Source organism: Thalassospira sp. CA1, assembly GCF_059052855.1.
Map to the genome: position 1 here is coordinate 359,089 of NZ_JBZCIA010000003.1, position 12,844 is coordinate 371,932.

A 12,844-nucleotide genomic window follows, 5' to 3' on the forward strand; every position below is an offset into this window, starting at 1 on the left:
GATTTTCACAACGGATTTCAAGACGATGGCCCCTTCCAACTCAACCGCTCAACCTCCGGCAACCACCACGCTGCGCAAAGGCAAACTGGGCCCGATGGCCCGGCGCGAAGCACGGCTTGCCCTTTGGATGCTGGCCCCGACATTTCTGATTGTCATGGGCATTGTCCTGTTTCCGTTGCTGGCCAATTTCTGGATTTCGGTCAAGCCGGTCACACTATCGGATTTGCGCCCGCCAACCCCGGTGGTGTCCGAACGGGTCCGGGGCGATTTTGACATCGCCGGACAGGAATTTGAAATCCAGTATCGCCTGCGCAATTCATCGCGCGACGGCGATATTACCGACGTCGTCCTGACCGATACCTTGCCCGCGGGCATTACGGTTATTGATCCGGGGGATGTCTGTACGGTCACGGGGGCCGAGGTCCGCTGTGCCCTTGATGGCCTTCCGGCTGGCGAACGCACCCGGCTTAAGATGACGGCGGTTTCAGATGAAAGCTTTGCCGCCAATCCGGTTTCCCCGCGCGATAGCGAACCCACCGTCACCGGCACGTCCGACAACATCCTGACCAACAGTGAATTCACCCTCGATAACTTCGCACGTATTTTTGATTCCCACGAATTCTGGTCGGTGCTGTGGGTGACGATCACCTACACGGTCTTTGGCACTTTGGGCGCACTGGTTTTGGGCCTGTTTGCCGCGCAAATGCTCAACAAACCCTTTGCCGGGCGGTCGATCATTCGCGGGCTTTTCCTGTTTCCCTATGTGGCACCGGTGATCGCGGTCGCCTTTACCTGGGTGATCCTGCTTGATCCCTTCAACGGCACCTTCAATGCCATCTTGCAGCGCATGAACCTTGCCGACGAGGGCGTAAACTTCTTTGGTCAGCGCGACATTCCCATTGATGTTTTCGGGCTCACCATCGATTTCCCGCTGGCCTTGGCAACCGTGATTGCCTTTGAAGCCTGGCGCTATTTCCCGCTGTCCTTCCTGTTCATTCTGGCAAGGATGCAGTCGATTTCATCAGACATGTACGAGGCCGCCGAGGTCGATGGCGCCACGCCCTTGCAACAGTTCTGGCACATTTCCCTGCCGCAACTGCTGGGGATCCTATCCACCCTGTTCCTGCTGCGCTTCATTTGGACGTTCAACAAGTTTGACGACATTTTCCTGCTCACCGGCGGGGCGGCGGGTACGCGCACACTCACAGTCGATGTCTATGAACAGGGCTTTGCCCTGTCCAATCTCGGCGCCGGGGCGGCGGTGGCGGTGGCCATCTTCATCCTGCTTCTGGTCTTTGCCGTGTTCTATTTCAAATTCGTCCATCGGGAGGATTCGTAATGCGTATCGGTACGGGTCTTCTTCTGGGGCTGCTGACCGGCTTGCTTTGGGGCACGATTGCGGTTGCCCTCACCGGCATTTCATTGACCCTGATCACCGGCCTTCCGGCCACACCGATCATTTCGGCAGGTGCGCTTGGCGGGGCGGTCAATGCCGCCATCATCATGCTGCGCGCGCCCGCAGATCGCACACCGGGGCTTTATCTTGTCGCCTTTGCTGGCGTGATCGTCTCGATGATGCTGGTTTCCTTTGGCGCACCGTTCAGTCTGGCCTTCTCGGAAAGTTCGCTTATTCAGGCCTTCGGCGTCGGGTTGATTGCGCTTGCCGTGACCTTTGCCAACCGCGCAGTGCTGATCGACATTCAGTCGGGCATGCTCAAACGCTACAAAATTGATCTGGTGATTGTCCGCACACTCAAGGGCTTTGGCTTTGTATTCTTTAGCGTGATCGTCATCCTGCCATTTTATGTGATGGTGATGACCAGCCTCAAGAACCAGCAGGATCTGTTCCTGAACCCGCTGGATCTGTCGATTGACCTGACACAGGGTGCGGCCAGCCTGTTTGACAGCTATGTCGAACTGTTCACCAAGTTCAATTTTGGCCGCTTCCTTCTGATTTCGACCATCGTGTCAGTTTGCACCGTATTGATCACGCTGGCCTTTTCGATCCCCGGCGCCTATGCGGTGGCGCGTTTGAAGTTCCCCGGACAGACGGTGCTTTCAAGCTCCATCCTGCTGATCTATCTCGTGCCGATGATCGTTCTGGTCATTCCGCTTTATGCCGTCTTCAGTCAGCTTGGCCTGCGCAATACGGTGGTTGGCCTTCTGATCGTCTATCCAGCCACCACGGTGCCCGTGGCCCTTTATATGCTGCAGGGCTATTTCCGCGGCCTCCCCGCCGAACTGGAAGAAGCCGGTTTGATGGATGGTTTGTCGCGCTTTGGCGTGATCTGGAAAATCACCCTGCCACTGGCCTTGCCAGCACTGGCATCGGTATCGCTTTATGTCTTCATGATCGCCTGGAACGAATTCCTTTTTGCCTTCATGTTCCTTGATGATCCCGACATCTTCACCCTGTCGCGCGGGGTGGTATCGCTCAATTCATCCGAGGTCCCGCGCCAACATCTGATGGCCGGTGCGGTGATCGCAACGGTTCCGATCCTGGTCATTTTCCTGTGGTTTGAACGCTTCCTCGTTCAGGGTCTCACCGCCGGGAGTGTCAAAGGATGAGCCAGATGAGCCAGATGCGCCTTTCACTCGATCAGCTTACGGGCACCAACCGACGTGCGGCCAACATCCTGCTTGGCAATGATCGCGGCGGCTATACCGTGCCAAGTGCCAAGCTTTATCCGTTCCAATGGAACTGGGATAGTGCGCTGGTTGCCCTTGGTTTTTCGGTGTTTGATTCTGATCGCGCCTGGCAGGAAGTCGAAAGCCTGCTTTCCGCGCAATGGGACAATGGCATGGTTCCGCACATCATTTTCTGGAAAGAGGAAAAAAGCTACTTCCCCGGACCGGAACAATGGGGCACGACCGACATCGCCAAAAGCCCGCCAACATCGGGCATCACCCAGCCACCCGTTGCGGCAACCGTGATCGAACGGCTTCTGGCCGAAGATATCAATGCCCATCGCGACCGGGCGGCAAAACTTCTGCCCAAACTTGATCGCTGGCATCAATGGTTCCTCGATGCCCGGGACCCGGATGGCCGCGGTGTGGTTGCCATCATGCATCCGTGGGAAAGTGGCCGCGACAATCTGCCCGACTGGGATCGCCCGCTTTCGTTCATCGATACGGCGGGGGTCGGCACCTATCACCGCCGCGATACCGATATCGTCAACGAAGACGAACGCCCGAAAAACAACGACTACGATCACTACATGGCGCTGGTCCGGTTTGGTCGTGATTGCAATTGGAACACCGACCACATCGCGCGTAACTGCCCGTTCTGGGTCGCCGAACCGGGCATGAATGCCATATTACGCCGCGCCGAACGCGACCTGATCAGTATGGCAACGCTTCTGGGCCAGGACGGCATTGCCGCCCGCGCCACCGCCCGCCTCGCCCGTCTCGATGCCGGGTTTGAGTTGCTGTGGTCAGAAACCGTTGGCGGCTATGTCACGCTTGATTTGCGTCGCGATGAACACGCCACCGGCCTGACATCAGGAAGCTGGCTGGCACTCTTTGCCGGGCCTGTCGAACCGTCGCGGGCCTGCAAGATGGCGGCAACCCTGACCCACTGGCTATCACAGGTCAAACACGGGGTTCCAAGTTTTGATCCCGCTCATGAACTGTTTGATTCCATTCGCTATTGGCGCGGCCCGGTCTGGGCCATGATAAACTGGATGATCGCCACCGGATTGATCGAACATGGCGAGACCGATCTTGCCGATCGTATCCGGCGTGACACGCAGTCCCTTATCGACCAATCCGATTTTCGTGAATATTTCTGCCCGGTGACCGGCCGTGGTGGCGGGGGCACGGACTTTTCGTGGACGGCATCGATGTCGCTTTATTGGGCGGCCCGTCCCGAAACTTTGCCCATCACCCCACACCTTTCCCAAACCGGCACCGCAGATCAGGAGAACACATAAAATGGGCCAGATCGAACTTAAAGGCATCCGCAAATCATTTGGTGGGATTGATGTCATCAAGGGCATTGATCTTCAGATCGATGAAGGTGAACTGGTGATTTTTGTCGGCCCGTCCGGCTGTGGTAAATCAACACTCTTGCGCCTGATTTCGGGCCTTGTCGAAGCATCCGATGGCCAGATCCTGATTGATGGCGATGATGTCACCGGCAAGCCCCCGGCGGAGCGCGAGCTTTCGATGGTGTTTCAGTCCTATGCGCTCTATCCGCACAAATCGGTTCGGGAAAATATGGGCTTTGCTCTGACCGTGGCCGGCATGCCAAAGGCCGAAATCACCCAAAAGGTCGATGAAGCTGCCGCCACCCTCAAACTCGAAGACTATCTGGATCGCAAACCCAAAGCACTGTCAGGCGGCCAACGTCAACGCGTCGCAATCGGTCGTGCAATTGTCCGCGAACCGCGCGCCTTCCTGTTTGACGAACCGCTCTCCAACCTTGATGCGGCTCTGCGCGTTGAAATGCGCCTTGAAATCGCCCGCCTGCATCAAAAACTCGGTGCCACCATGGTCTATGTCACCCACGACCAGGTCGAAGCCATGACGCTTGCTGACAAGATCGTCGTTCTGCAGGCCGGCCAGATCGAACAGATCGGCACCCCGCTTGATCTCTATCGTCATCCGGGCAACCTGTTCGTCGCCCAGTTTATCGGCTCGCCGAAAATGAATGTGGTCGACTGCAAGGGCACGGGCACGCAGCTTACCTTTGGCAATGGCAACACGTCCGATATTGCCCGCAACACCGAAGGCGCCACCAAGATGGGCATTCGCCCGGAACATATGGCGCTTTGTGATGCCAATGATGCCTCAAAAGCCATCCTGACCGGCCAGATCGATGTCATGGAACATCTCGGCTCCGACAGCTTCGCCTATGTCAATGTGCCCGATGTCGGTCTGTTTACGGTCCGCATTGTCGGTCATTCCGACGCCAAGGAAGGCGACATGGTCGGCCTGCATTTCGCATCCGGTGATGTGCATCTGTTCGACGCCTCGGGAAAAACCATCCCGGCATGACGAAACGCGCATGCCGGATTTTCGATTTGGACGTCATTTTAATCCTCATACAATTAAAATGACGTCCAATATCGGGTTTTGGCCTGCCGTCTGATTTTTCACCAATAGTGAATAATGGGCTTGGTTATTCATTTTAAGTGAATACCCACAAACCCCCTTTTTGCGCTATTTCAGCGACCCCAGAACCGCCAGACTTTCATAGCGTTTGATATAGGGTTCATGAAACACCCGGTCGACAAATGCGCTGTATTCTTCCATGTCGCTGACCTGGATACGCAACACAAAATCATGCGCCCCTGTCACATGATGACACTGCACAACCTCAGGCATTCTGCCGAATTCTTCGCGCATCAGCATATACCGGTCCGGGCGGTCGCGCTCCATGGTCAGAAGCACGATCACCATCATCTTCTTGCCAAACACCTTGGGCGACACAATCGCAACGTCGCGTTCAATCACCCCGGTTTCGCGCAGGCGCTGCACCCGGCGCAAACAGGCCGCCGATGAAAGGCCAACTTTCGCGGACAGCTCATTACCTGTTAAGCGACTGTTTTCCTGCAACAATTCCAGCAGGCGATAGTCAAATTTATCGAGTTCCGCCAAGGTCCAATATCCCAAACGACGCTGTAATACCCTTCGGATAAACATGACCGAAGCAGCCAGCGAAAGAAAATCGTTTTTGCAGATTCTTTGCGAAAATCTCGCACGGATTTGCGAACTTTGCGCGCCGTTTCACATAATCCAGACGTAAATTGTTTGTGGGTCCGAAGGAAACTTTGTCCCCTTATTAGCAAACAAACTAGCGAGCCAGCATCATGCCAGCACAGTTTACAAATGGATCCCTCGTCGCCACCACCAATGTCGCGCCGGTATCAGGCGTAACCATCTGGCGCTGGCTCGTCCTTTTCCCGCGCAAATGGGCACTGGCTTACAAGGTCGCCCGTGATGCGGAAATGCTTCGCAACGCCCCGCGCGAAGTGCTTGAAGATATCGGCATTGCCCGCAATGACGTTGCGTTCGTCTGCGAACATGGCCACCTGCCGAGATAACGACCTCCCTCATTAACGGTCATAAGGCGCCCCACCTGACGGACCAGCTTGAAAAGCCTGTCGGTGTCCCATGCACTGGCGGGCTTTTTGTTTTGATCGCTTTTTCCTCTCCGACGTCTCGCGCCATCCGCCTTAAATCCCTTGGCTGCCTGCCTGTATAGCCCTCCGACCGGCCCGGAGATCGCCATCACATCTGCACCAAATAACGCATTCCGGGCGTTTACCGCTTGGTTACCTGCCCCCACGCGATGATCAGGCATAACAAGCCAAGAGAGAGATGAGGCGGTCATGCAATATCAGCTTAAGATCAATGGAGAATCCCGTACCGTTGATGTCGAACCGGGCACCCCGCTGCTTTGGGTTCTGCGCGACGAACTGGAACTTACCGGCACCAAGTTTGGTTGCGGCGTTGCCTATTGTGGTGCCTGCACTGTGCATGTGGACGGTTACCCGACCCGTTCCTGCCAGACCTTTGTCGAGGATGCGGTCGATAGCGAAATCACCACCATCGAAGGTGCGACCGACAAGGTCGCCAAGGCGGTTCAGGCCGCATGGCAGGAAAAAGATGTCGTGCAGTGCGGCTGGTGTCAGTCCGGTCAGATCATGTCGGCCATCGGCCTTCTGACCGAAAACCCCAATCCGACCGATGAGGAAATCAAGGATTACATGTACGGCAATGCCTGCCGCTGTGTGACCTATGTCCGCATTAACGAAGCCATCAAGCTCGCATCTGAAAAGCTGGAGGCCTAAGCCATGAACATCAACGTATCCCGTCGCGGCTTCCTTAAGGGATCGGCCGCAGGCGCCACAGCCCTTTTCGTCGGTGTGAATGCCAAGGGTGTTCTGGCTGCCGGAAGCTCGGTCACTGCAAATACCGACCTGAACCCGTTTGTCAAAATTGATGCCGATGGCGTTGTCACCGTCATCATCAAACATTTCGAAATGGGTCAGGGCACGACCACCGGCCTGACCACCCTGGTCGCCGAAGAAATCGATGCCAACTGGGACAGTGTCAAAACCGATTTCGCACCGGCCGATGATGTCCGCTACAAGAACCTGTTCTTTGGCGCGCAGGGGACCGGTGGTTCGACCTCGATTGCCAACTCGTTTGTGCAGTACCGCGAAGCTGGTGCTGCCGCGCGTGACTTGCTTGTCCGTGCCGCGGCCCAAAGCTGGGGTGTTGATGCATCAACCATCTCTGTTGAGAACGGCGTCATTTCATCGGGGGGCAATTCCGGTCACTTTGGCGAATTCGTTGCGATCGCAGCAACCCTTGAAGCCGTTGAAAAGCCGACGATCAAAACCCCGGACCAGTTCAAGCTGATCGGCAACCAAAAGCTCCACCGCAAGGACAATCACGGCAAGACCACCGGGACCGCGATCTTTGCCATGGATGTCAATCTGCCCGGCATGATCTATGCCGCGATCATGCACAGCCCGAAATTCGGTGGCACCGTTGTATCCTTCGATGACAGCGCGGCAAAGGATGTCGGTGGTTTCATCGCCGCACAGGTCCTGCCAAACAAGGCCGGTGTGGTTGCCTTTGGCAAAAACACCTGGTCGGCGTTCCAGGCGCGTGATGCGCTTTCGGTTGAATGGGACTTCAGCGTTGCAGAAACCCGCAGCACCGATGCCCTGATCGCGGCCCATCAGGCCCTGCTTGATGAAAAACCGGAATTCGAAATCGGCCACGAAATCACGACCGACGGTGTCGCCCCCTTGATCGACGGTGCGTCAAAAACCATCGAAGCTGACTTTACCTTCCCGTATCTGGCGCATGCGTCAATGGAATCGCTGAACTGCACGATTGAACCAACCGATTTTGGCGTGCGTGTCCATGACGGTTGTCAGTTCCCGACCATCACGCGGCCGACGGTTGCGGCGATCCTTGGGCTTAAGCCCGAACAGGTCGAAATCAAGACGCTATATGCCGGCGGTTCGTTTGGCCGCCGCGCCAATCCGACCGCCGACTATAATGCCGAGACTGCCATGGCCTTTGCCGTGTCGGGCAAGAAAGTCCCGGTCAAACTGGTCTGGAGCCGCGAAGACGACATGAAGGGCGGTTATTACCGCGCCATGTCGGCACACCGGGCAAAGATTGGTCTGGATGCGGATGGCAAGATCGTCGGATGGGACCATCGCCTTGCCATCAAGTCGATCATGAAAGGCACAAGCTTTGAGGGCATGATGGTCCGTGACGGCGTTGATGCGACCTCTGTCGAAGGCGTTTCCGAAAGCCTTTATGCCATCCCGAACCAGGCCATCGGCTTGACGGATTTCCATAACCCGGTGCCGGTTCTTTGGTGGCGTTCGGTGGGACATACCCACACCGCCTATGCCATGGAAACCCTGATGGATATGGTCGCAGCCGAAAGCGGTCAGGACCCGATCGAACTGCGTCTGTCGATGCTGGACGCAACACAGCCAAACCAGGCCCGCATGATTGAAGCCATCAAGCATGTGCGTGAAATTTCCGGATGGAAAGAAGGCGATAAGCGCGGCTTTGCCTGCCACTTCTCGTTCAATACATGTGTCGCGGTTGTGGCGGACGTCTCGGTCGATGACACCAGCGTGCATGTCAACAAGCTGTTCATGGCGGTTGAATGCGGTGTGGCTGTAAACCCCGATGTCATTCGCGCACAGATGGAAGGCGGTGCAGGCTACGGCCTGACAGCGATCTTGCGCAATCAGATTACCCTGACCGACGGTGAAGTCGATCAGTACAACTTCCCGGACTACGAATTGCTTCGTAATCCCGAAATGCCCGAAGTCGAAGTCGCCATCGTTCCATCGAACGGTGCGCCGACCGGTGTTGGCGAACCGGGTCTGCCCCCGACCGGGCCGGCCGTTGCCAATGCGATCTTTGCGCAAACCGGCAAGCGGATCCTGGATCTTCCCATGACCAAGGCTGGTTTCGACTTCGTGTAAGAGATTACTGCTCGGGGGATCATTTTCCCCCATCCCCCACCCCGTGGTTTCCCGGGCAGTTACCCTTTTGCTGAAAGGGCGAGGAATATGACCAATCAACTTTCTGCAATGCTTGGCACCTGGCAGGAAAACCGCGACAGCACTGAATGGGTGCTGGGAACGGTTTATCGTACCGAAGGGTCGGCTTATCGCAAGGCCGGTGCCATGATGCTGATCAACGGTCACGGGCAACAGTTCGGACTACTCAGCGGCGGCTGCCTTGAGGCCGACATTATCCGCAATGCGCGCCGGGCCATGGTGACCGGCAAGCCTGTCATGTTGACCTATGACGGCACTGACGAAGATGATCTGTCATTCAAACTTGGCGTGGGATGTGGCGGCACGGTCTATATCATGCTCCAGCCACTTTCTGCCGCGAATGATCTGGGCCTTGGCGATTTGTATGAAGCCCTGCAAAAACGTCAAAGCGGCGTCTATTTCCAGAAAATCGATGCGGTCGAAGGCTATTTCGAGACTGGCGCGCTTTATGGGCAGCGCCCGGCCCATATTGAAAACCGTGATGACGGCAATTGGCTGGTGACACCGATCCAGCCTGAACCCCATGTTCTTGTGGTGGGCGGTGGCCTTGATGCCCGCCCGGTGATTGGCATTGCCCATCAAATGGGCTGGCAAACAACGCTGGTCGATCCACGCCCGGCAAATGCCCGGGCCGAGCATTTCCCCACAGCAGGCATCATCCTTCGCAAGATTGATCGTGACCTCGCGACCTATGTGACCGATCACAAAGTCGATGCGGTAATTCTGATGGCTCATAGTGTTAGCATTGATGCCGCAGCCCTTGCGGTGCTTTGCGATGCACCGATCAAACATCTGTCCGCCCTTGGTCCACGCCATCGGTTTCGCGATGTTCTGAACGAAGCTGGTATTTCCATGAACGATCTGGCATTTGATATTTCAAGTCCGGCGGGTCTCGACATTGGTGGGCAACTTCCTGAAAGCATTGCTCTTTCGATGTTATCAGGCATTCATGCCGCCCTGTTCAAGCAATCAGCGGCCCCGGCCTTGGCACAAGCCGCCGAATAATGTGACCTTGATGATGACACCACGCACAGACATCCCGAAACCGAAACTGGCCACGCTTCTTCTGGCGGCCGGGGAAAGTGCGCGCTTTGGCGGGCGTAAGCAGCTTGCCGATATCAATGGCAAACCCATGATCGAACATGCGCTTGATGCCCTGTCCGGGATGCCAAAATCAGATACCTTTGTGGTTCTTGGTGCCTATGGCGATGAAATCGCGCCGCGCCTTGATAGCGGCGTGACCATTGTCACCAATGAACACTGGGCCACGGGGATGGGAAGCTCGATTGGGTGCGGCATGACGAAAATCGCGACCAACGGCGGATATGATGGTGTTCTGATTGCCCTGTGTGATCAGGTCAATCTGACCGGCGATGATTACACCCGATTGATCACGGCGTTTGACGGCAAACAGATTGTCGCAACCCGGCACAGCGATGGAATGGGTGTGCCTGCCATTTTTCCGAGATCTGTCTTTGATGATTTGCAAAGCCTTGCCGGACCGATTGGCGCGCGCAAAATCATCGATAAACATGCCGATAAGGTGACGGCCGTATCGCTTGCAAATGCCACGCTTGATATCGATACCCAAGATGACCTGAAGCAAGTGACAGACTAACCGGCCTAATGTGCCAAACCGGGTAGTGGGGTGTTTCCTGCTGACCCGTCGGCTGAATTGCGGCATGCTTGCATGTCTTGAAAAACGAGATGACGTGAATGAAAGCAACCGCCCACATCATGGTCCTTTTGGTTGAGGACAACATGGATATCGCCGCCACCGTCAGTGACTATCTGACGATTGAAGGCGTTGAATGCGACCATGCCTATGATGGTGAAACCGCCTATCAGATGGCGCTGACCGGCGAATATGACGTCATCCTGCTTGATCTGATGTTGCCATTCCGCGATGGCATCAGCATCTGCAAGGCGCTGCGCGACGAAGGGGTGGACACCCCGGTTCTTATGCTGACCGCGCGCGATACACTTGATGACAAGATCGAAGGTTTCCACGCCGGGGCGGACGATTATCTGGTCAAACCGTTTGAGCTTGAAGAGCTTCTTTTGCGCACACGTGTTTTATCGCGTCGGCGCAGTGGCGAGGTAAGGCGCTTCTCGCTTGGTGACCTGCTTATTGATTTTGAAAACCGTTCCGTGGTGCGGGCTGGCCAGAATATCAGTGTATCACCAACGGGTTGGACCATTTTGGAGGTTCTCGCGCAAAACAGTCCGCAGGTTGTAACCCGTTCTCGTTTGTCGATGGCACTCTGGCAAGGCGATCCACCCGATACCAATGCGCTGAAGACACATCTTTACAAACTGCGTCATCGGATCGACAAACCGTTTGAGAAAAATCTGATTCACACCATTCCGGGCCAGGGCGTGGCCCTTCGCGAGTAGCCGCTATGAGCACATGTTGCGCACCCAAGACCCGATCCTTTTCCCGCTTTGTGCGCAATTACGTGCTGCTGGGTCTGGTCATTACGCTCGTGCTTTATACGGTGGTCGTCAATTTCTACATGCTGTATGGCAAGTGGATGGTGGCGTCCTTCCAGCTTCAGGTCATTGCCGAACAATATGACAATGAACTGGCCGAAAACCCCGAAGCCCCCTTGCCCAAAGGTTTCAATATTGAAACCTTCACCGGTTTTGATCAGTTGCCGGCGGAATTGCGCGCGCACGCAACACCGGACGATCTTGAGATTGGCGAGCTTTTCTATATCAACACCGACAAATATGCCGCCGAGGAAAATCCCGAAAACCCGGTCTTTCTGGTCTTCCCCTATCAGCTGCGCAATGGGGATGACATCCTGATCCTGCAGACCTATCACGCCGGGGATGAAGACAGCATCTATTTCGTGCGCCTGCACAAGCTGGCCCTGCTGTCGATCCCGTTTGCCATGGCGGTGGTCGGCATCTTTGCCTGGTTCCTGTGGGTGATTGGCAAACGTCTGACCAAACCATCCGAGAACCTTCAGAACTGGGCCAACAATCTGACGGCAGATAACCTGCGCGAACCGATCCCGGATTTCGGGTTTGAAGAGCTGAATGACGTTGCCCACGAACTGCATCGATCGGTTGATCAGATCGACAAATTCGTCGCCCGTGAACGTGAATTCCTCCGTCAGGCCAGCCACGAGCTGCGCACGCCTGTTACCATCGTTTCGGGCAATGTCGAACTTCTGGAAAAGAGCCCGCTCAACGCAACGCAGGCACGCGTTATGGCCCGCATCAAACGGGCCAACCGCAATATGCAGCAATTGCTTGAAACCCTGTTGTGGCTGGGCCGTGACAATGCACCGCTTGGCCAAACCGAAACGATTAACATCAGCACCTTCATCGAACAGGAAATCAGTGATCTTTCCTATCTGATGGAAGGCAAACACGTTACCTGCACATTTGAACCTGACAGCCGCGAAACCGAGATCGCGACCTCGCGCGCGGCACTGATGATTGTGGTGTCCAACCTGATCCGAAATGCGTTCCAGCACACGCCAAAAGGCGAGGTCAAGATCACGCTTTCCGGCACACAGATCTGTGTCGAGAACGCCATCCTGACCTGCAATGGCCAATGCACAATGCCCCAGGGCGAAGGCATTGGCCTGCAACTCGTCCGGCGTATTTGTGAACGTCTTGACTGGATCTGCACACTTACGCATCTGCCCAATGGCGGCATGTCGGTTTGCCTCGATCCGGGCGCCGAAACGCGGGTTGAGCGCAAACCCGAACTGGCTGGAAACTAATCCTCAGACAAAAAAGGGCAGCCCATGTGCTGCCCTTTTTTATTTGTCTGA

At 55.8% G+C, this 12,844-nt stretch carries 12 protein-coding genes; 11 read left to right on the top strand and 1 reads right to left on the bottom strand.

All coding sequences use genetic code 11. From position 1 onward, the window contains the following. The first annotated feature begins 25 nt into the window (after nucleotides 1-25). Genes AC5Q5A_RS08450 through AC5Q5A_RS08465 form a run of 4 tightly spaced genes read left to right on the top strand, consistent with a single transcriptional unit; the run spans nucleotide 26 to nucleotide 4,998 of the window. The gene (locus AC5Q5A_RS08450; RefSeq protein ID WP_493894959.1) at nucleotides 26-1,339 is read left to right on the top strand and encodes an ABC transporter permease subunit; all 1,314 of its coding nucleotides are present in this window, start codon (nucleotides 26-28) and stop codon (nucleotides 1,337-1,339) included. Beyond that, nucleotides 1,339-2,568: a carbohydrate ABC transporter permease gene (locus AC5Q5A_RS08455; RefSeq protein ID WP_286792580.1), complete on the top strand. Its 1,230-nt coding sequence runs from the start codon at nucleotides 1,339-1,341 to the stop codon at nucleotides 2,566-2,568. Before AC5Q5A_RS08450 ends, AC5Q5A_RS08455 begins: the two co-directional genes overlap by 1 nt. A 5-nt stretch (nucleotides 2,569-2,573) precedes the next feature. Then, nucleotides 2,574-3,932 carry an MGH1-like glycoside hydrolase domain-containing protein gene (locus AC5Q5A_RS08460; protein ID WP_493894960.1) on the top strand — a complete coding sequence of 453 codons (1,359 nt, stop codon included), beginning with the start codon at nucleotides 2,574-2,576 and terminating at the stop codon, nucleotides 3,930-3,932. Between the two features lies 1 nt (nucleotide 3,933). Further along, nucleotides 3,934-4,998 (top strand): ABC transporter ATP-binding protein, encoded by a 1,065-nt coding sequence (locus tag AC5Q5A_RS08465; protein ID WP_493894961.1) that lies wholly within the window; start codon nucleotides 3,934-3,936, stop codon nucleotides 4,996-4,998. A 165-nt stretch (nucleotides 4,999-5,163) separates the two neighbouring features. Here the strand turns inward: AC5Q5A_RS08465 and AC5Q5A_RS08470 are convergent, their stop codons facing one another. After that, nucleotides 5,164-5,601, bottom strand: a complete 438-nt coding sequence (locus tag AC5Q5A_RS08470) for an Lrp/AsnC family transcriptional regulator (protein ID WP_062955801.1) — start codon at nucleotides 5,599-5,601, stop codon at nucleotides 5,164-5,166. Between the two features lie 212 nt (nucleotides 5,602-5,813). Here AC5Q5A_RS08470 and AC5Q5A_RS08475 point away from each other — a divergent pair, with 212 nt between their 5' ends. The 7 genes from AC5Q5A_RS08475 (at nucleotide 5,814) to AC5Q5A_RS08505 (ending at nucleotide 12,793) form a co-directional block, all read left to right on the top strand. Further along, nucleotides 5,814-6,047: a hypothetical protein gene (locus AC5Q5A_RS08475; protein WP_063089053.1), complete on the top strand. Its 234-nt coding sequence runs from the start codon at nucleotides 5,814-5,816 to the stop codon at nucleotides 6,045-6,047. 288 nt (nucleotides 6,048-6,335) lie between these two features. Then, nucleotides 6,336-6,797: a (2Fe-2S)-binding protein gene (locus AC5Q5A_RS08480; protein ID WP_008890003.1), complete on the top strand. Its 462-nt coding sequence runs from the start codon at nucleotides 6,336-6,338 to the stop codon at nucleotides 6,795-6,797. Nucleotides 6,798-6,800: 3 nt separating this feature from the next. After that, nucleotides 6,801-8,975, top strand: a complete 2,175-nt coding sequence (locus AC5Q5A_RS08485) for a xanthine dehydrogenase family protein molybdopterin-binding subunit (protein WP_493894962.1) — start codon at nucleotides 6,801-6,803, stop codon at nucleotides 8,973-8,975. A gap of 87 nt (nucleotides 8,976-9,062) precedes the next feature. After that, complete coding sequence (locus AC5Q5A_RS08490; protein ID WP_493894963.1) at nucleotides 9,063-10,058, top strand: XdhC family protein; 996 nt, start codon at nucleotides 9,063-9,065, stop codon at nucleotides 10,056-10,058. Nucleotides 10,059-10,068: 10 nt separating this feature from the next. Then, on the top strand, nucleotides 10,069-10,671 hold the full coding sequence (locus AC5Q5A_RS08495; protein WP_493894964.1) for a nucleotidyltransferase family protein: 603 nt from the start codon (nucleotides 10,069-10,071) through the stop codon (nucleotides 10,669-10,671). Nucleotides 10,672-10,769: 98 nt separating this feature from the next. Further along, nucleotides 10,770-11,450 carry a response regulator transcription factor gene (locus AC5Q5A_RS08500; RefSeq protein ID WP_493894965.1) on the top strand — a complete coding sequence of 227 codons (681 nt, stop codon included), beginning with the start codon at nucleotides 10,770-10,772 and terminating at the stop codon, nucleotides 11,448-11,450. Between the two features lie 5 nt (nucleotides 11,451-11,455). Next, nucleotides 11,456-12,793: a sensor histidine kinase gene (locus AC5Q5A_RS08505; protein WP_493894966.1), complete on the top strand. Its 1,338-nt coding sequence runs from the start codon at nucleotides 11,456-11,458 to the stop codon at nucleotides 12,791-12,793. Nucleotides 12,794-12,844: the final 51 nt, after the last annotated feature.

Bases quoted from the DNA above. Each gene is read 5' to 3' on its own strand.
- AC5Q5A_RS08450 (WP_493894959.1), top strand. From the start codon at position 26: ATGGCCCCTTCCAACTCAACCGCTCAACCTCCGGCAACCACCACGCTG.
- AC5Q5A_RS08455 (WP_286792580.1), top strand. From the start codon at position 1,339: ATGCGTATCGGTACGGGTCTTCTTCTGGGGCTGCTGACCGGCTTGCTT.
- AC5Q5A_RS08460 (WP_493894960.1), top strand. From the start codon at position 2,574: ATGAGCCAGATGCGCCTTTCACTCGATCAGCTTACGGGCACCAACCGA.
- AC5Q5A_RS08465 (WP_493894961.1), top strand. From the start codon at position 3,934: ATGGGCCAGATCGAACTTAAAGGCATCCGCAAATCATTTGGTGGGATT.
- AC5Q5A_RS08475 (WP_063089053.1), top strand. From the start codon at position 5,814: ATGCCAGCACAGTTTACAAATGGATCCCTCGTCGCCACCACCAATGTC.
- AC5Q5A_RS08480 (WP_008890003.1), top strand. From the start codon at position 6,336: ATGCAATATCAGCTTAAGATCAATGGAGAATCCCGTACCGTTGATGTC.
- AC5Q5A_RS08485 (WP_493894962.1), top strand. From the start codon at position 6,801: ATGAACATCAACGTATCCCGTCGCGGCTTCCTTAAGGGATCGGCCGCA.
- AC5Q5A_RS08490 (WP_493894963.1), top strand. From the start codon at position 9,063: ATGACCAATCAACTTTCTGCAATGCTTGGCACCTGGCAGGAAAACCGC.
- AC5Q5A_RS08495 (WP_493894964.1), top strand. From the start codon at position 10,069: ATGATGACACCACGCACAGACATCCCGAAACCGAAACTGGCCACGCTT.
- AC5Q5A_RS08500 (WP_493894965.1), top strand. From the start codon at position 10,770: ATGAAAGCAACCGCCCACATCATGGTCCTTTTGGTTGAGGACAACATG.
- AC5Q5A_RS08505 (WP_493894966.1), top strand. From the start codon at position 11,456: ATGAGCACATGTTGCGCACCCAAGACCCGATCCTTTTCCCGCTTTGTG.